At 69.9% G+C, this 17,451-nt stretch carries 15 protein-coding genes; 4 read left to right on the forward strand and 11 right to left on the reverse strand.

The window, feature by feature from the left end:
* Window positions 1-152 precede the first annotated feature (152 nt).
* On the reverse strand, window positions 153-647 hold the full coding sequence (locus ABZ914_RS27855; protein WP_500196804.1) for a MaoC family dehydratase: 495 nt from the start codon (window positions 645-647) through the stop codon (window positions 153-155).
* A gap of 112 nt (window positions 648-759) precedes the next feature.
* Between ABZ914_RS27855 and ABZ914_RS27860 the strand changes: the two genes are divergently transcribed.
* Window positions 760-1,986 carry a CaiB/BaiF CoA transferase family protein gene (locus tag ABZ914_RS27860; protein ID WP_500196805.1) on the forward strand — a complete coding sequence of 409 codons (1,227 nt, stop codon included), beginning with the start codon at window positions 760-762 and terminating at the stop codon, window positions 1,984-1,986.
* A 49-nt stretch (window positions 1,987-2,035) separates the two neighbouring features.
* Here ABZ914_RS27860 and ABZ914_RS27865 read toward each other — a convergent pair whose 3' ends face one another.
* A complete protein-coding gene (locus ABZ914_RS27865; RefSeq protein WP_500196806.1) occupies window positions 2,036-3,211 on the reverse strand; it encodes an acetyl-CoA C-acyltransferase in 1,176 nt (391 codons plus the stop codon).
* A gap of 129 nt (window positions 3,212-3,340) precedes the next feature.
* Here ABZ914_RS27865 and ABZ914_RS27870 point away from each other — a divergent pair, with 129 nt between their 5' ends.
* A complete protein-coding gene (locus ABZ914_RS27870) occupies window positions 3,341-4,387 on the forward strand; it encodes a TIGR03617 family F420-dependent LLM class oxidoreductase (RefSeq protein WP_500196807.1) in 1,047 nt (348 codons plus the stop codon).
* Window positions 4,388-4,801: 414 nt separating this feature from the next.
* On the opposite strand, the gene ABZ914_RS27875 is transcribed toward ABZ914_RS27870, so the two are convergent.
* From ABZ914_RS27875 to ABZ914_RS27915, 9 genes are all read right to left on the reverse strand, one after another.
* Window positions 4,802-6,376 (reverse strand): AMP-binding protein, encoded by a 1,575-nt coding sequence (locus ABZ914_RS27875; RefSeq protein ID WP_500196808.1) that lies wholly within the window; start codon window positions 6,374-6,376, stop codon window positions 4,802-4,804.
* Between the two features lie 77 nt (window positions 6,377-6,453).
* Window positions 6,454-7,614 (reverse strand): acyl-CoA dehydrogenase family protein, encoded by a 1,161-nt coding sequence (locus ABZ914_RS27880; RefSeq protein WP_500196809.1) that lies wholly within the window; start codon window positions 7,612-7,614, stop codon window positions 6,454-6,456.
* Window positions 7,611-8,486, reverse strand: coding sequence for an oxidoreductase (locus ABZ914_RS27885; protein WP_500196810.1), 876 nt, complete (start codon window positions 8,484-8,486; stop codon window positions 7,611-7,613). The genes ABZ914_RS27880 and ABZ914_RS27885 overlap by 4 nt, the downstream gene beginning before the upstream one ends.
* Window positions 8,483-9,919: an acyl-CoA reductase gene (locus tag ABZ914_RS27890; protein WP_500196811.1), complete on the reverse strand. Its 1,437-nt coding sequence runs from the start codon at window positions 9,917-9,919 to the stop codon at window positions 8,483-8,485. The genes ABZ914_RS27885 and ABZ914_RS27890 overlap by 4 nt, the downstream gene beginning before the upstream one ends.
* Window positions 9,916-11,259, reverse strand: coding sequence for a hypothetical protein (locus tag ABZ914_RS27895; RefSeq protein ID WP_500196812.1), 1,344 nt, complete (start codon window positions 11,257-11,259; stop codon window positions 9,916-9,918). Before ABZ914_RS27895 ends, ABZ914_RS27890 begins: the two co-directional genes overlap by 4 nt.
* Before the next feature lie 155 nt (window positions 11,260-11,414).
* Window positions 11,415-12,029: a GTP-binding protein gene (locus ABZ914_RS27900; protein WP_500196813.1), complete on the reverse strand. Its 615-nt coding sequence runs from the start codon at window positions 12,027-12,029 to the stop codon at window positions 11,415-11,417.
* The gene (locus tag ABZ914_RS27905) at window positions 12,010-12,387 is read right to left on the reverse strand and encodes a DUF742 domain-containing protein (protein WP_500196814.1); all 378 of its coding nucleotides are present in this window, start codon (window positions 12,385-12,387) and stop codon (window positions 12,010-12,012) included. The genes ABZ914_RS27900 and ABZ914_RS27905 overlap by 20 nt, the downstream gene beginning before the upstream one ends.
* A gap of 5 nt (window positions 12,388-12,392) precedes the next feature.
* Window positions 12,393-12,839 carry a roadblock/LC7 domain-containing protein gene (locus ABZ914_RS27910; protein WP_500196815.1) on the reverse strand — a complete coding sequence of 149 codons (447 nt, stop codon included), beginning with the start codon at window positions 12,837-12,839 and terminating at the stop codon, window positions 12,393-12,395.
* Window positions 12,836-15,211, reverse strand: a complete 2,376-nt coding sequence (locus tag ABZ914_RS27915) for a sensor histidine kinase (protein WP_500196816.1) — start codon at window positions 15,209-15,211, stop codon at window positions 12,836-12,838. Before ABZ914_RS27915 ends, ABZ914_RS27910 begins: the two co-directional genes overlap by 4 nt.
* A 235-nt stretch (window positions 15,212-15,446) precedes the next feature.
* Between ABZ914_RS27915 and ABZ914_RS27920 the strand changes: the two genes are divergently transcribed.
* Complete coding sequence (locus ABZ914_RS27920) at window positions 15,447-16,280, forward strand: crotonase/enoyl-CoA hydratase family protein (protein ID WP_500196817.1); 834 nt, start codon at window positions 15,447-15,449, stop codon at window positions 16,278-16,280.
* A gap of 55 nt (window positions 16,281-16,335) precedes the next feature.
* On the forward strand, window positions 16,336-17,394 hold the full coding sequence (locus ABZ914_RS27925) for a hypothetical protein (protein WP_500196818.1): 1,059 nt from the start codon (window positions 16,336-16,338) through the stop codon (window positions 17,392-17,394).
* Window positions 17,395-17,451 lie beyond the last annotated feature (57 nt).

Raw genomic sequence — 17,451 nt, forward strand, 5'->3', positions numbered from 1 at the left:
GCCCGGAGCCTGGTCCGGGCGGGGGTCGTCGAACCGCGGTGCCCGGGCTACCTCTGGCCCGCTCCTGCACGCCGGGCGTGACCCGCCGGCCTGCGGACCCCGCACGGGGGGGGCGCCGGTCCAGCACGACGACCGGCGCCCACCCTGGGCGCTCAGGACGCCGAGGCTTCGAAGTCGCGCCCGCGGATGAGCCTGACGGGGGTGAAGACCGCGACCTCCTCGCCGCGCTGGTTGACCACACCGCAGCGGGTGGTGACCACTCCGCGGCCCGGCTTGCTGGACGCGCGCGACTCGGTGGTCTCCACCACGACGTGCAGCGTGTCCCCGACGTACGTGGGCCGCTTGACGGAGAACTCCATGTGCATGAACGCGAGGCCCGTGCCGTGCAGCACGTTGGTCTGCAGGATCAGCCCCTCGGCCAGCACGTAGACGAGCGCGCCGGGGATCAGCCGGCCGCTGTAGCCGCCTTCGGCGGCATGGCGCGCGTCATAGAAGAGCGGCTCGTTGAAACCGCCGAGATGGACGAAGCTCATGAGGTCCGTCTCGGTGACGGTCCGGCACGCCGTCCGGAAGGCCGACCCTGCCTTCATGTCCTCCCACGTCATGCCGTGGACCAGCGGCTCCGCCGTCCTCGCGGTCTCCGTCATCGCGCATCCCCTCCACGCTCGCCGGCCGGGCGCCCGAACGGGTGCCACAGCCGTCCCGAAAGTCTAATCTATTCAACTATATTAGCGGTATGCTCGAATGAGGAGGTGGGCGGTGAACGACGGCGGCGCACTGCACAGAGTGCGGGTTCTCGATCTCAGCCGGATCCTGGCGGCCCCGCTGGCGAGCCAGATGCTGGGCGACCTGGGCGCGGAGGTGCTCAAGGTCGAGCGTCCGGCTACCGGAGACGACGCCCGCCAGTACGGGCCACCGTTCCTGAACGGTGGCGAGACGGCGGGGATGTCCGCCTTCTACCTGAGCTGCAACCGGAACAAGCGGTCCATCACGGTGGACTTCACGACCGACAAGGGCAGAGATCTCCTGCTCGAACTGATCGGAAGCTCGGACGTCCTGCTCGAGAACTTCCGGCCCGGAGTTCTGGCGAAGTACGGTCTCGGTCACGAGGACCTGTGCGAACGCTTTCCCCGTCTCGTCTACTGCTCGGTCACCGGCTTCGGCCAGACCGGTCCCTACCGTCACAAGGCCGGTTACGACGGCATCTTCCAAGCGCTGAGCGGAATGATGAGCGTCTCGGGCCATCCGGACGGGGACCCCGGCGCCGGGCCGATGAAGTCGGGCCTCTCGCTCATCGACATCCTCACCGGCCTGTACACGGCGACCGCGCTCCTCGCGGCCCTCAGGCACCGGGACCGGACCGGATCGGGCCAGCACCTCGACGTCTCGCTCCTGGACTGCGGCATCGCGGCGATGTCGCACTACGCCCAGAACTACCTCGTCTCCGGGGTCGTGCCCGAGCGACGCGGCAATGGCGGCTTCGGCGGCATCCCGTCACAGGCCTTCGAATGTGCAGACGGCGAGCAGTTCTTCATCGTCGCCACCACCAACCCGCAGTTCGGGCGGGCCTGCCGCGCGATCGGCCATCCCGAGCTCATCGAGGACCCGCGTTTCGCCACGATCTCCGCCCGGATCGAGAACCGGCTGGAACTGCTGAAGGAGCTGCGCGCCATCTTCGTACAGCGCGACGCCCGGCACTGGATCGAGGTCCTGGACGCGGCCGACGTTCCGGTGAGCGCCGTCAACGACGTCCGTTCCGCGCTGGCGGACGAGCAGGTCCGGCATCGGGAGTTGCAGGTCGACATGGCCCATGCGGAGCTCGGCGCCATCCCGAGTCTCCGCTATCCGATCAGGATGTCGGGCAGTCCCGTGGAGGAGTACGCGGCCCCGCCCCTTCTGGGCGAGAACACCCGGGAAGTCCTCTCAGACCTCCTCGACCTGGACGAGGCGGCGATCGCCGACCTGGCCGACCAGGGTGTGATCTGACCCCGGCGGTCCTGGGACATGCCCCCGTCCCAGGACCGCCGTCCCGGCGTCAGAGCCGCTCGATGAGGGTTCCGGTCCCCATGCCGCCGCCCACGCACATCGTGACGAGGCCGTAGCGTCCTCCGGTGCGCTCGAGCTCGTTGAGCGCCTTGGTCACGAGCACTCCACCGGTCGCTCCGAGGGGATGCCCCAGGGCGATGGCGCCACCGTTGACGTTGACCCTCTCCAGGTCCGCCTTGTGCTCGCGCTGCCAGGCCAGGACGACCGACGCGAACGCCTCGTTGATCTCGACCACGTCGACATCGTCCAGGGTGAGGCCGTTGCGCTCCAGGATCGCCCCGGTCGCGGGGATGGGGCCGGTGAGAAGCATCACCGGGTCGCTGCCGACCAGGAGGGAGTCCACCACCCGGGCCCGGGGCGTGAGGCCGAGCGCCTCGGCGCGGGCGGCGGTCATGAGGAGCAGGGCCGACGCGCCATCGGAGATCTGGGACGAGGTCCCCGCAGTGTGCAGGGCTCCCAGGCGCTCCTTCTGGTTCACCTTGAGCCGCTCGAGGCCTTCGAGCGTGGTCGGGCGCGGGCCCTCGTCGGTCTCGACCGTCCTGGTCCCCACGCCGTTGCCCTCGTCGTCCACGATCGGGGCCTCGACGGGCACGATCTGGCCGGCGAACCGCCCCTGGGCGATGGCCTGGGCCGCGCGCCCCTGCGACAGCACGGCGAACTCCTCGAGGTCGTGGCGGGACAGCCCCCATGCCTCGGCGATCCGGTCGGCCGCCTCGAACTGCGACGTCACCTCGTAGTGCCGCTCGTAGCGGGGCGTCTTCGCCGGTCCGAGCTCGGGCATGACGCTGGTGCCCATGGGGATCGAGCTCATCGTCTCGACGCCGCCCGCGACGGCGGCGTCGACCACGCCCCCCGCGACCAGGCCGTAGGCCAGGGTGAAGGCCTGCTGCGACGACCCGCACTGGGCGTGCACGGTCGACGCCGCGACGCCCTGGTCGAGGCCGGCCGCGAGCCACGCGGTGCGCGTCACGTTGCCGGACTGGGGCCCGACCTGGTTGACGCACCCGCCGAGGACTTGCCCGATCATGCCCGAGTCCACACCCGATCGGGTGATCAGCGCGGAGAGCACGTCACCGAACAGGTCCGGGGCGAGATGGTGGGCGAAACCACCCCGCCGCTTGCCGACGGCGGAGCGCACCGCCTCCACGATGACCACGTCGGACATGTCGCCTCCTCGATAGATATACTTTAATTGTTTAACTATATCACCATGATGTCCGAAGAGCCCGACCCTCGAAGCCCGCGGATCCGACCCGCCCTGGTCATAAATAGTTGGATGATTTAACCTAAGCTCATGACCACGGACAAGAACATGCGGGCGGACGGGAAGCTGGCCGCCGGCCCCCTGCGGCAGGTGGCGGAGACGGCGAGGGAGCACGAGGCGAGGGGGTACGCGGGCCTCTGGACCTCGGAGTCCCAGCACGATCCGTTCCTGCCGCTCGTCGCGGCGGCCCAGGCCACCGGGCGGCTGGAGCTCGGGACGGCGATCGCCGTCGCGTTCGCCAGGTCCCCGATGACCCTCGCGTACACGGCCTGGGACCTGCAGCGCTACACCGAGGGCCGGTTCACCCTCGGGCTCGGCAGCCAGGTGAAGCCCCACATCGAGCGCCGCTTCTCCATGCCCTGGAGCCGGCCCGCGGCCCGCATGCGCGAGATGGTGTCCGCGATCCGGACCATCTGGGACAGCTGGCAGAACGGCTCCAAGCTGAGCTTCGAGGGCGACTTCTACCGCCACACGCTGATGACGCCCTTCTTCTCGCCCGGTCCCCTGCCGACGCCCGCTCCCAAGATCGTCATCGCCGCGGTGGGCGAGGCGATGTGCCGCGTCGCCGGAGAGGTGTGCGACGGGATCCTCCTGCACGGATTCACGACGGAGCGCTACATCCGCGAGGTGACGCTGCCGACAGTGCGCGAGGGCCAGGAGAAGGCCGGCCGGTCGGACCTTCCCTTCGAGGTCGTCGGCCTCCCGCTGACCGCCACAGGGACGACCGAGGAGTCATTGGCCGAAGCGGTGGGCGCGGTCCGCCGGCAGATCGCCTTCTACGCGAGCACCCCCGCCTACCGGGGAGTGCTGGAACTGCACGGCTGGGGCGACCTCGGCGACGAACTGCATGCCATGTCCCGCGGCGACGATCCCGAGAAGTGGACCAAGATGGGCGACGCCATCAACGACGAGGTGCTCAACACGTTCGCCGTCGTCGGGCCGCCCGACGAGATCGCCCCGGTGCTGAGCGAGCGTTTCGGCGATCTGGTGACCCGCTTCCAGTTCTACGCGCCGTACGAGCACGACCTCGACGTCTGGACTCCCGCGCTCACGCACTTCGCGCAGGCACCCGCCTAGATTCCCGCCTGGGCGTCATGCCGATGACGCGACCGCGCACCGGCCCTGCGACTCATGCGACCGGCCCGGTGCCGCCATTCGCTTGGCGGCTCCGGGCCGACGAGTTCGTGCGAGGAGGCCGAGCCGGACACGATCAGGCCTGTGACCAGCTGCCCGACCGGCGACCGTGTACGCCCGTACCCCGGTCTGTCACCCTTGTGGTGGTCGCCGGCCCAGCCTCCCGTCGCACGTCGGTCGGAGGATCCGGCGCGGGCGGCGCCGCACGGCGCACCCCGCGCCGGATCCTCTCGAACCGACCAGCACCTGCCGGCGGGCGGCCGCCGTCTCCAGCGACCCGCCACGACCAACAAAGATACTATTTATTTAGCTATATTAGCACGCTCAGCGAGAGAGCAGACCGAACCGCCGCGATCATCACGACTCGCGGGCGCGCGTGCGCAGCTCGTTCTTCAGCACCTTGGCGCTCGCGTTGCGCGGCAGCTCGTCGACGAGGAACACCCGCCGCGGCGCCTTGAAGCCGGCCATGTGCTCGGCCGCCCAGGCCTTGATCCGCCCCGCGTCCGCGTCCGCCCCCGGCCGGGGGACGACGAAGGCGGCCGTCACCTCGCCCATCCGCTCGTCGGGGACGCCGACGACGGCGACGGACGCGACGTCCGGATGGACCCCGAGCATCCGCTCGACCTCGGCCGGATACACGTTGAAGCCTCCGACGATGACGACGTCCTTGAGGCGGTCCACGATGCGGACGTAGCCCCTGTCGTCCATGACCGCCACATCGCCGGTGCGAAGCCAGCCGTCCGGCGTGATGGCCTCGGCCGTCCGGTCCGGTTCGTCCCAGTACCCGGAGGTCACGTTGTAGCCCCGGCACCACAGCTCGCCGGCAGTGTTCCGGAGAACATCTCGCCCGTCGCCGTCCACGATGCGCAACTCCACCTCCCAGGCGGCCCTGCCCACGGTGGTGGTGATCTCCGCGAACGCGTCCTGCCCGTGGATCGTCGCGGTGACGAGCGAGGTCGCTTCCGTGAGGCCGTAGCCGCTGTGCACGATCTCCGGTTTCAGCACGTCGCGGATGTCGCGCACCAGCTCCGGCGGGACCTGAGCCGCGGACGCCATGGTCACCCGCAAGGACGACAGGTCCGTGTCCTGCAGACGGGGCGAGGCGAGGATGTCCCGGAAGAGGGTGGGCGGTCCGCACAGGATGGTGATGCGCTCCCGTTCCAAGAGTTCGAGAACAGTGTCAGCCGCGAAGACCGCTTGCGGAAGGACGGTGGCCCCGTGCACGAAGCAGGCCATCCACCCCGCCTTGTACCCGAAGGTGTGGAAGAACGGCGGAATGATCAGGTAGCGGTCGCCGGGCCGGAATCCCATCACCTTCGACAGCCAGCCGTGCGCGCGCAACGACTGCCCGTGCGTCAGCACGACGCCTTTCGGGTGCCCGGTCGTCCCGGAGGTGAACATGATGTCCGACGGGTCGCCCGGGCCGATGGCGTCGACCGCGGCCTCCGCCCGTGCCCGGTCAACGGTTCTCCCGTTCTCGATGAACCCGTCCCAGGGGGTGTCGCCGTTCGCCGCCTCGCCGGACAGGACCACGACGCGCCCGGGCGCGACCGCGGGGAGATCCGGTGCCGCCCCGCGCACCATGCCCAGGTAGTCGTTGTCGAGGAAATCGGTGACCGTGAACAACGCGGTGGCGCCGCTCTTGCGCAGGATGTAGGCGGTCTCCTCGCCCTTGAAGCGCGTGTTGAGCGGGACGAGGACGCCCCCGGCGCCCTGGATGCCGAGGGCCGCGAGAATCCATCGCGCGCAGTTCGGCGCCCAGACGCCGACCCGGTCGCCCGGCTCGATCCCCAGGGCCATGACCGCCCGCACCACGTCGATCATGGCCTCGGCCAGGTCTCCGAACGTCAGCCTGAGTTCCCCCTCGACGATGGCCTCCCGGCGGCCGTGGCGGGCCGCCGAGACACGCACCGTGTTGGGAATGCTGAGCAAGCCCTCGTCGTAACGAATCCGCAGCTCATCCGGCACATGGCTCCAGCGGTCCTCCCTGCTCGGGGAAGGGTCGGCCGTCACACCGTCCCCTCCCCCGCGTTCAGCAGCTCGCGAGCCACGATGGCCCGCTGGATCTCCGCCGATCCCTGTGTCACCTCGAAGAACTTGCTCTCCCGGAAGAGGCGCTCGACCTCCATCTCCCGGGTCCAGCCATAGGCTCCGCAGACCTGGAGCGCCGACCCGGCGGCCTCGCGCGCCGTGCGCCCGGCCACGAGCCGCGCGGCCGCGGCCTCACGCGCCACCGGCCGACCCTGGTCGACCATGGCCGCCACCGACCGGACCAGAGCCCGGGCGGCCAGGACGTCCGCCTGCGTGTCCGCGAGGAGGGCCTGGATCGATGCGAACTTCCGCCCGATCGGCTGCTCCCTGTGCGTGCGTCCGAGCGCGTACTCGACGGCCTCGTCCAAGGCGCGCTGCGCGATCCCCACGCAAATGGCGGAGGCGCGCACCTTGCCTTGCGACTCCCCTGCGAGCATGGCCTCGAACCCGCGCGCCGGATCGCCGACCACATGGTCGGCGGGCACGCGGACACCGTCCAGGTACACCGGAGCGGGCTCTCCTCCACCGAGCCCGAGCACTTCCGCCGGCGGACCCGTGGACCAGCCCGGCGTGGCGGTATCGACGAGGAAGGCCCCGACCCGGTCGCCGGGTGTCCTGGCGAACACGAGGGCGACCGAACAGACCCCGGCGTAGGAGATGAACTGCTTGGCTCCGTCCAGGATCCAGTCATCGCCGTCGCGCCGCGCCTCGGTCCTGAGCTGACGTGGGTCGGAGCCCGTCTGCGGCTCGGTGAAGGCCCATGCCGCGACCACCTCCCCCGAGAGGAGCCCGGGGACCCACCTCCGTATCGCCGCGGGGCTGCCCAGCCGCAGGAGGGTGTCCGCGACCTGCACCGTGGTGCCCGGGTAGAGGGCGGCTATCGCCCCGGCCCGTGCGATCTCCTCGGTCGCGGTGACATAGGCGCTGAACGTGCCGCCCGCTCCTCCCACATCTTCGGGAAAGGGCAGGGAGAACATCTCCATCTCGCGGAGGCGTTCCCAGAGCTCCCGGGAGAAGCGCTGTGTCCGGTCGACGTCGGCGATCAGCGGTCTGATCCGCTGTTGCGCCCAGCGGCGGACCGCCCCGCGCAGGTCGTCCAGCTCGTCCGCGCCGGCGACCGGTGCCGATGTTCCCGTCACCCCGCGCCTCCGGGGAGCCGGCCCGTCGAGGGAAAGGCGGTCGAGCGGGCGGTCTCCTCCCAGGCGTCCAGCTCATGTCCCACGTCGGCGAGCTTGCCGCGTACCGCCTGGACGGCGTCCCGGCCGAGCGGGAGCCGAACCGGGGGATCATCGGCCGCGACGGCCTGGACGATCGCGTGCGCGGCCCGCCGGGGATCGCCCGGTTGTGCCCCGTCCAGCCGTTCCAGGCCACCGGCGATGGCGGCGACGACCTCGTACTCGGTGATGCTTCGCGCCGCCCGTTTGAGTCCGGCGCCGGCCCACTTGGTCCGGAAGGCACCGGGCTCGACGATGGTGACCCGAACGCCGAACGGCGCGAGCTCGTGGCGGAGGGCCTCGGAAAGGCCCTCCAAGGCGAACTTCGATGCGTTGTACAGACCGAGGCCGGGTTGCCCGGTGAAACCCGCGATCGAGCTGACGTTCACGATGTGCCCACGGCCACGCCCGCGGAAGTGCGGGATGACCGCGCGGATGAGCCGAAGGGGACCGGAGAAGTTGGTGTCCATCTGGTGCCGGGCCTCCTCATCGCTCACCTCCTCGACGGCGCCGAGCAGACCGTAACCGGCGTTGTTCACCAGAACGTCAAGGTGGCCGGCGAGCCGCACCGCCCCGTCGACGCGCTCGGCGAGAACGTCCGCAGGGTCGGTGGCGTCCAGCAGGACCGCGAACGCGCGTCCCGGAACCGACCTCTCGAACGCGCTCGCCTGCTCCTTGTCCCGGAACGTGCCGACCACGGTGCCCCCGCCGTCGAGCACCGTTTCGGCGAGCGCGCGGCCGAGGCCGCCCGACACCCCTGTGATCATCCAGTGCCGGGCGGCGCCGCTTCCGGTCATTCGTCGTTCACCCATCGCATCAGCCGCTGGAGCGGATAGAAGCCGTCGTGCGACAACCCGGGAGGCATACCGCCCGCCAGGCCGAGGCTCACGACGCGCTGGACGCCGGCGGACGCGAGCGCGTCGCGCAGTTCGGCCTTGCGGGCGGGCGGGTAGACGCCCACGGTCTGCGTGGCCACCCCGGCGTAGCGCACCGCGTCGGCGAGCGACGGCACCGGGATGACGTTGACGACCTTGCCGTCCGGATGGAACTCGACGGGCTCGGGAGAGCGGATGACCAGTCCGCGGCCGTCGTAGCCGCCCCACACGCGGTAGTCGTCCTCCAGACCGCGCAGCACCTCGATCTCCTCGCGGAGCTCGGCGCCGACCTTGGGGCCGCCCGCGGAGGAGAACTCGCGCGCCACGCCCATCCGCTCGCAGAGGGCGGCGGCGAACCGGTCGGCGTTCTCCACCGGGCCCTCGACGAACTGGAAGCGGCTCGCCACGCAGGCGGCCTGGTTGAAGAACGTGGCGTCGGTCGCGGCGGCCTCGGCGGCCTCCTCCAGTGCCTCGTCCGAGGCGAGGGCCTGCTCGCCGATCATCGAGATCGACGACTTCGGATCGAACGACACCAGCTCGAATCCCGGGCCGATGTACTTCAGAGCCCCGCGGATGGTGCTCTCCCCGCCCCAGGCCACGAGCTTGTCGAAGAACTGGGCACGGAACAGCACGCTCTCCACCGAGGTGTCGCCGCCTCGCCAGTACGCGGCCGAGAACGAGCGCACCACGGGGTGGTCCGGGGCGAAGGCGGCCATCGTGCGGAGCACGGCGGTGGCGGTGAACAGGTCGTTCGACGGAAGCTTGAGCAGATTGACGCCCTTGGTGATCGCGCCTCGGACGATGGACTGCGCCGCGACGCCCGGAGCGTTGCCGGCGAGGATGTGGACGAGGCGCGGCGGAAAGGCGCGGATCCCCGCCACGCGCCCGCCCGGCAGGACGACCTCGCGCCAGCCGTCGAGAACGTCGGAGCCGCCCAGCTCGTTGTCGATCTGAGCCCTGATCTGAGGAGCTTCGAAGCTGCGCCACAGCCGCGCGTAGGCTCGCTCGAGGACCTCCTCGGGAAGCGGGCTCACCGCCGTCATGTGCTCCAGCGCCTCGGCGAGCAGCCCGTCGGTGTCGTCCTTGAGATGCCGGCCCGTCTCGACCAGCAGATCGACGATCTCGCTCGTGGGCACCTCGAAGGCGGGGCCCGGCTCCGACCTCGGCCAGACCAGCCGGTCGAGGTCGAGCGCGGGAGTGCCGAACTCCTCGCCGGGCCGGCCGTGAACGACGGCGGAGCCGCGGTCGGTCACCCCCTGGACGACGTGGACGACCGGGGTCGGGCCGGCGGTGCGTCCCGCCGCCGTCTCGGTGCCGGACGGAGTCTCGGTGCCGGACAGAGTCGCGCCGCTCATGCCTGGATCATTCCTCTCACGTACGAGTCGAGCGTGGCGGCACAGGTGATCTTGTCGTCGCCGCCGAGGTCGCCGTATCGGGTGATGTCGGGCAGCACGGTGGGACCTGAGCGGCCGCACTCGCAGCCGCCGAAGTTCACCCGCACCCGGTCCCCGCTGATCAGGCCGCCCCAGCGTCCCTGCAGCGAGACGTCCAGGAAGGCGAAGCGCCCTTCGACGATTCCCTCGCGCTGGTTGAGCAGCGTCTCGCCGGGCTCGTCCAGGATCAGCGGAAGGACCCACGGCGGGATGTGGTAGTTGCCCTTCTCGCAGGCCATGCAGGATCCCTGCAGCTCCGTCATGCCATAGCTCCGGACCCTGCGGACGTCTCCGTAGAACGCGGCGAGTTGCTGCGGGAAGTCTTCGGGCAGAACGTTGTTCTTGTTGCCGCCGCCGGCGAGCACCAGCGAGTCCGGGTGAAACTCTCCGTCGGGCACACCGCGCGCCCGCATGCCCTGCATGAGGGCGTAATGCTGATTGTTCATCGCGGCGATGAACAATGGCTCGCGCCGGTGCTCCACGATGTCGTCGATCAGCGCGTCGAGCGTGGCCTGCATCTCCCCGCCGCGCTCCTCCGAGGCGCTTTCGAACTCCTTGACCTCCTGGGGCGTGGCGGTCCCGTCGGTCATCTTCTTGCGCAGCAGGCCGGTGCGCATCAGTTCGGAGACCCTGAGCGGCTCGCCGGTCAGCAGCCTCAGCTCCCCTTCCTTGACGAAGAGATCGGCATGCATCTGGAACCCGTCGATGGAGCGCATCGGGCCGCTGGCGGGCGTGAGGATGTAGCCGCGCCGGCTGCGCTCCGGCGGCAGCGGGCGGGGCCAGCAGGTGAGGTTGGTCATGACGTTCCAGAGGTGGTCCCGGTCCGCCTCGACGGTGTTGAGGAACGAGACCTTCCCCGACGTCCCGCTGGTGATGTAGAGCCGGTGCCCCGCGGCGGCGAGCCGTCCGATCCAGTCGTCGATGTCGGTGACGCCGTCGACGTCGACCTCGTCCGGCTCCGCGACGGAGACGGTCGAGTACCAGCGGAGCAGCCGGTCCCAGTGCCCGGAGGTGAGGTAGGAGAGGGGGTAGGACTTGTAGCTGGTGTGTGAGAACAGCAGGGGGACGATGTCGTCCTCGGCACCGATCTCCTTGACGCCTTCTTCGCCGGCGCGGCGGTGCAGCAGCGGAATCCGCTCGCGATGCTCGGCGAAGCATTCGCGGGCCGCTTCCAGTTGGAGCTCCCGCAGCCGCCCGGACGGCTGGTCGAAGGTCTTCCCGGAACCGGCGAGATCGCGGATCTCGTCTCGGGCGCTGGTCACGGCTCCTCCTCGCTCAGGTCACCGCTCAACGGTGAGCCACGAACTAATCAGATGTTAAATCTGAAATATTTAGCTAATTTGCAAAGCTAGACCGGGCCGCTTCCGGTGTCAATGGCCTCGGAAGCCGAAGCGGGCGCCTCGGCGCCCGGTCCCGGCTACCGGACATCGGAGAACCGGAGGGAATGCTCGACGAGAGCCACCAGGACGCCCTTGACCACCTCACGCCGGCGCACGTCGCAGAGCATCACCGGAACGTCGGGGTCGACGTCCAGGGCCTTGCGGATCTCGCCGGTCGTGTAGCGGCGAGCGCGCTCGAAGCAGTTGGCCGCGATCACGAACGGAATCCCGCGCTGCTCGAAGTAGTCGATCGAGGCGAAGCTCGTGGCGAGCCGCCGGGTGTCGGCGAGCACGATCGCGCCGATCGCCCCGTAGGAGATCTGGTCCCACATGAACCAGAAGCGCTCCTGGCCGGGAGTGCCGAAGAGGTAGAGCCGGACGCCGCCGGACAGCGTGATGCGGCCGAAGTCCATGGCCACGGTGGTCGTCGACTTGTTCTCCACACCGCTCAGATCGTCGACGCCGCTGCTCATGTCGGTCAGGGTCTCCTCGGTCCGGAGCGGGCGGACCTCGCTCACGGCGCCGACGAGCGTCGTCTTCCCGACCCCGAATCCGCCCGCCACGAGGATCTTCAACGTGTGGAGGGGCAGGTCTTCGGCTTGCGTGCCCGTACCGGGCAGGTGGGGGTCCGCGTCAGAGGCGGCGAAGTTCATCGAGCACTCTCATCAGGAGTCGGGGGTCGGGACGATCGGACGGTGTCGGGGGGAGCAACTCCTGGATCAGGCGGTGCTGCCGCAGGTCGTCGAGCAGGATCTGCACGACGCGCAGCGGAAGACCGGTCTCCGAGGCGAGGTCGGCCGGGGTCGAGGGCCTCCGGCAGAGTTCGAGCAGCCGCCGCTGGGAACTGGAGAGGGCCGGGGCGCCGTCCGGCTCGTTCCCGGTGGCGGCCAAGAGCGTGACCAGATCCAGCGGCGCGCCGCGGGGGCGCGTCCGCCCGCGCGTCACCGCGTAGGGGCGGATGAGCGGTCCCGCCTCCCTGCCGACCACGCGTTCTCTGGGCTCGTCCGCCACGAGGCTCACCCGAGCCCGGACGGCCCCGGCGATGTCGGGGTTCCCGCCTCGGCGGAGCCGCGGGGGGCGGCGCCGATCTGGAGTCTCAGCCGTTTGATCAGCATCGTGGTCTCGTAGGCGACGAGTCCCGCGTTGCCTCCGCTCTCGCTCAGGACGGCGAGGCAGCTCCCATGCCCCGCCGGCATCACGAAGAACAGCAGGCCGTCGAGTTCGACGACGGTCTGCCGCACCCGGTCGGCGCCGAAATGCTCGCGAGCGCCGTTCGCCAGGCTGAAGAAGCCCGACGCCAACGCCGCGAGGAACTCGGCGTCCCTTCGCACGAGGCTCTCCGAAGCGCCCATGACGAGGCCGTCACGGGAGAGCAGGACGGCCTGCCGCACCTCGGCGACCCGCTGGACCAGGTCCTCCAGCAGCCAGTCGAGCTGTCCGGTTGCGTGAGCTTGCGATTTCATTCGTCTTCCTGCCCGTCGTTCGGATCGTTGATGTCGTCGTCCTCCCTGCCTCGCCGCCAGCCCGCCTGCAGCGAGGACATGAGGCCACGGCTCAGATCGGGGTCCGGTTCATCGAAGTCGTCCGGTTCGCCGCCGCCCTTCGCGTGTGCGCCGCGGCCCGGCTGCCGGAGCTGGGGTGCCAGATGGCGCTGCCGCACCCGCTGGGGAAGAACCCCGGTGATCTCACTGGACAGCGGATCTGAAGCATCCGCCTCGGCCGGCGCCGGCGGAGCATCCGGAAACGGTGCGGGCGCGGGCGGCTCGGGATCCGGGACCGAGGCTTGGATCGCGGGCCGGAACGGCCGGCCGAGCCGCTGCGACGACGCGCTCCCGTTCGTCCGCGCGGTCGTCGCCAAGGCCCGCGGCCGGTGTCCGCCGCCGCCCGTCCCGCTCCCCTGGCCGGTGAGGGCGCCTTCGTCACCCGCGGCCAGCAGGCCTGCCGGAATGAGAACGATCGCGCTCGTACCGCCGTACGGCGAAGGGTGGAGGGAGACCTTGATCCCGTGTTGGGCGGCCAGCCGGGCGACCACGAAGAGGCCCAGGCGGTCGGTGTCGGCCAAGTCGAAGTCCAGAGGCTGGGCCAGCCGTTCGTTGAGCGCGGCGCGCTGCAGCGGGTGGATGCCGACTCCCCGGTCCACCACTTCGACGGCGAGTCCGGCGGCGACCGACTCGACCTTCACCGTCACCTCGGTGGCGGGCGGCGAGAACGTGGTCGCGTTCTCTATCAGCTCGGCGAGCAGATGGATGATGTCGGCGACCACGTCTCCGCTGATCGCGGCCGGCGGGGAGCCGACCACCTCCACCCGCGTGTAGTCCTCCACCTCGGAGATCGCGGACCGCACCACGTCCTCCGCGAGAACCGGATGATCCCAGGCCCGGACCGTCGGTGAGCCCGAGAGGATGACGAGGCCCTCGGCATGGCGCCGCATCCGTGTCGTGAGATGGTCGAGGCGGAACAGGTTCTCCAGCTCCTCGGGACTGGACGCCTTGCCCTCCATGGCGTCCAGCAGCCTGAGCTGGCGGTGGAGCAACGACTGGCTCCGCCAGGACAGGTTGACGAACACCTGGCTGATGCTCCCCCTGAGCTCCGCCTCCCCCACCGCCGTCGCGATCGCCGTCCGCTGAACCGCGACGAACGCATCGGCCAGGTCCGCGATCTCGCTGGTTCTGGCAGCAGGCGGCGCGGGCACCTCCTCTTCCACGTCCACCGGTTCGCCGCGCCTGAGTCTCGCGACGACCTGCGGCAACCGCTCGTGCGCCATGTGCCGGGCGACCTGCTGGAGTCTCCTGAGCTCCGCTGCCAGGCCCCGGGCGAGCACGATGGAGAGGACCACCGAGGCGAGCACGACCACGAGGCCGAGACCGCAGACGATCAGAAGCCGGATGGTGATCCGCTGAGCGACCGGATGGACCTGCTCCCGGTCGACGACCGCGGCCGCCTGCTGTGTGGTGCGCAGCCAGAGATCTGCCAGGGACGCAGTGGTCCGCGGCCATTCGGAGGCGTTCGAGGCGGACCTTCTCTTCACGACGTCGCTCTCGAGCCTGAGGAACGCGGTGTACTCGGGAGACCGCTCCAACCCGTCGAGGATCCCGCTCACGTGCCCCGACGAGCCGGCGCGCGCCAGGGCGAAGGACTGGGCACGGTTCCCCGTCCAGGTGACGAAGGCGGTGTACTCGCTCGCGTTCAGCCTGCCGGTGGCCGCGACCGAGGCCATCAGAGCGTCCTCCCGGAGGATGAACTCTTCGGCCCAGTAGGCGTCGATCAGGGCACGGCTCTGCTGGTAGACGGAGATGTCGTCGACGTTGACCATCATCCCGAGCAGCGGAATGGCGGTCTCGGTGACCTGGTCGTACCCGGTGATGACCTGGAGCGGTGTCGTAGAGCCGGCACCGACCCGGGAACGCAGAGCACCGAGCCCGGAGAAGGCCTGGTCGATCGAGCGGAGCCGCTGCTTCGTCACCTTGTTGAGAGCTCCTTGGGCATCCGACGAGAAGGCGGACCTACGGAAGGCCGCCAGGGCGGCGTCGGTCTTGCGCGCCTGCTCCTGGAAGCCCTGCACCCCCGCAGCGGTCGGATGTCCCGCGACGGATGCCGCGGCGGTCCGCTCGCCCTGGATCGCCGCGGTCGCGACGCTCACCGGCAAGCCGACGCGCTTGTACATCGTGGAGTAGTGGTACCGCTGGAGTGCGGCGGACGCCGTCGTGACCGCGGAGAACACCCAGAGGGACGACAGGGCGATCAGCGGCATCGCCAGCAGTAACGCGATCCTCCGCCGAACCGGCCGTGCCTGCGGCCGGTGATGGGACCCCTGACCGTTGTCTCGCTTCGCCATGCCCTCACCCTCAACGGACCTGCCGTGACATAGGTCATAGATCTTACTTATTTGATCTAGTTAGATCTAGCGATGCGTGCAGGTTCCGCTCAGCCGCGCTCCACGTCAGGCTCAGCACCGTACGCCACCTCCGCCGTAAGAGGGCTGTGACCAGCCACGATCAGAGGATGTCAGGAGTCCTGTCGACGCCGCTGCTTCGGCTGAATAAGATTAAATATCTATCTATTGGAGAGTCATGGAGAGTGTGCTCTGCGAGGTGTCGGACGGCGTCGCCGACGTCCGGCTGAACCGGCCGGACCAGCTCAACGCCCTCGACGACCCGATGTTCGCGCAGCTCATCACCGTCGGGGAGCGCCTGCTGAACGAGCCCGGCCTCCGCGCCGTCGTTCTGTCGGGTGTGGGACGCGCGTTCTGCGCGGGACTCGACTTCGCCGCCTTCCGAGCCCAGGCCGACGCCGAGCCCTGGCGTCCGGACGTGGTGGCACGGGCCGACGGCCGCGAGGCCCCGGCCGCTCCCCGCAACGATTTCGGCGTCCAGGGGCTTGTGCTGGCGCGAGGGCAAAAGGCGGTCTGGGTGTGGCAGGCGCTGGAAGTACCGGTCATCGCCGCCGTCCACGGATTCGCGCTGGGAGGCGGGCTCCAGCTCGCGCTCGGCGCCGACATCCGCCTCGTCTCGGCCGATGCGCGGCTGGGCGTCCTGGAAATGGACTGGGGGCTGACGCCGGACATGTGCGGGACCCAGATCCTGCCCCGTCTCGTCGGTCTGGACGTCGCCAAGGAGCTGACCCTCACCGCCAGGAAGATCAGTGGTGAGGAGGCCGTGCGCATCGGACTGGCCACGCGCGTGTGCCGGGATCCACGGGCCGAAGCGCTCGCGATGGCGGACACCATCGCCCGCCGCAACCCCGACGCGGTCCGCGCCGCGAAGAGCATGCTCAATCAGGCATGGGACGCGGAAGCCATGAAGGCGGGGTTCCGAGCCGAACGGGACTTCATGGAGCGGAACGTGGGCAGCCCGCTCCAGCGCGAAGCAGTGCGCACACGCCTGAAGAGCATCAAGCGACCGTGACCACCACTCCGTGTGGCATTGAGCCGACCGGCATCTGGACAGGAGCACAAGCCCGATGACTTCCGTAACCACTGGTCCGCGGCACCTCGCCGAACTCGGATCCCCGGCCGGCGGCTTCGCCGGACGGGCCCTGGCCTCCGGCCGGGTGATCGACGCCGGCCAATGGACGTCCGACGGCGCGATTCTGGGCCTGGTCCGCGAGGCCGGTTATCTCTGGGGAACGGTGCGCGACGTCGAGACGGGCGACATCGTCTCGCTCATGCGCCGGGTACCGCCGCCGAGCTCTTTCGCCGCGGAGGGGGCGGATCCGAAGACGGCGCTCTCCGGCAAGCTGATCATCATGTCCACTCATGACGGCGCCGGCGCCCTGCGGGTGCGGCGGGAGCCCAAGGGAGCGGTGGACAGCCGGCAGATCTTCCGCAGCGTCGCGCCCGGCGGGGTGCGTTTCCTGTCAGCGGACGGCACCTCTGGCCGGAGCTTCGACCTGAGCCTCTCCCCTGAGAGGCTGGCCTATATGGAGGAGGGCACGGTCGCCCTTCACGGCACGCTGGCTTGCCCCGCTCTCCAGTGGTTTCTGCCTGGGGCGGATGCGGCCCTCCTTTATCTCACCCAGACCTGGGAGGTGAGCGGCACCGTCCTCGGCCGCGAGGTACGCGGTTTCCTGTTCTGGGAGGAGGCCTACATGTATCCCGGAGCGCGACTGTACGTCTCCAAAGACCCTCTGCACGACGTCCGCTACACGACGTGGTACTCGTGGGCCAACCGGTACGGCGACGGCACGACAGAGGTCGGCCACTTCCTCTTCGGCCAGGACGACTTCCATGTGGGCGTCGTGGCCTCCAGCGACGGCCGCGTCCAGGTCGCGAAGCGGATGGACGCGGTCGTAAGGAGGGACTCCGAGGGGTATTGGCACGACGGGTTGGACTACACCCTCGATGGTGAGGCGTGGATCTGCGAACCCGATCCCCGCGGTCGTATGGAACTCGGCCCGATTCCCAACCCGCAGCAGGAGGGCCGCATTCGCCGCCGCGGCGAGAAGCGCGACATCGACGTCTGGATGGCATGGGGCGAGACCGTCCCCAAGAACGGCGATTCCCGCCGGAGCGATCGATGACCTCGGTCACCCCGGCCTGCATGCGGGGACGCTGACGACCACGGCGCCGGGGCCGAC

It is taken from the genome of Spirillospora sp. NPDC046719 (genome assembly GCF_040645715.1).
Lineage (GTDB): Bacteria > Actinomycetota > Actinomycetes > Streptosporangiales > Streptosporangiaceae > Spirillospora.

Bases quoted from the DNA above. Each gene is read 5' to 3' on its own strand.
- ABZ914_RS27925 (WP_500196818.1), top strand. From the start codon at position 16,336: ATGACTTCCGTAACCACTGGTCCGCGGCACCTCGCCGAACTCGGATCC.
- ABZ914_RS27920 (WP_500196817.1), top strand. From the start codon at position 15,447: ATGGAGAGTGTGCTCTGCGAGGTGTCGGACGGCGTCGCCGACGTCCGG.
- ABZ914_RS27915 (WP_500196816.1), bottom strand. From the start codon at position 15,211: ATGGCGAAGCGAGACAACGGTCAGGGGTCCCATCACCGGCCGCAGGCA.
- ABZ914_RS27910 (WP_500196815.1), bottom strand. From the start codon at position 12,839: ATGAAATCGCAAGCTCACGCAACCGGACAGCTCGACTGGCTGCTGGAG.
- ABZ914_RS27890 (WP_500196811.1), bottom strand. From the start codon at position 9,919: ATGAGCGGCGCGACTCTGTCCGGCACCGAGACTCCGTCCGGCACCGAG.
- ABZ914_RS27900 (WP_500196813.1), bottom strand. From the start codon at position 12,029: ATGAACTTCGCCGCCTCTGACGCGGACCCCCACCTGCCCGGTACGGGC.
- ABZ914_RS27865 (WP_500196806.1), bottom strand. From the start codon at position 3,211: ATGTCCGACGTGGTCATCGTGGAGGCGGTGCGCTCCGCCGTCGGCAAG.
- ABZ914_RS27885 (WP_500196810.1), bottom strand. From the start codon at position 8,486: ATGACCGGAAGCGGCGCCGCCCGGCACTGGATGATCACAGGGGTGTCG.
- ABZ914_RS27855 (WP_500196804.1), bottom strand. From the start codon at position 647: ATGACGGAGACCGCGAGGACGGCGGAGCCGCTGGTCCACGGCATGACG.
- ABZ914_RS27870 (WP_500196807.1), top strand. From the start codon at position 3,341: ATGACCACGGACAAGAACATGCGGGCGGACGGGAAGCTGGCCGCCGGC.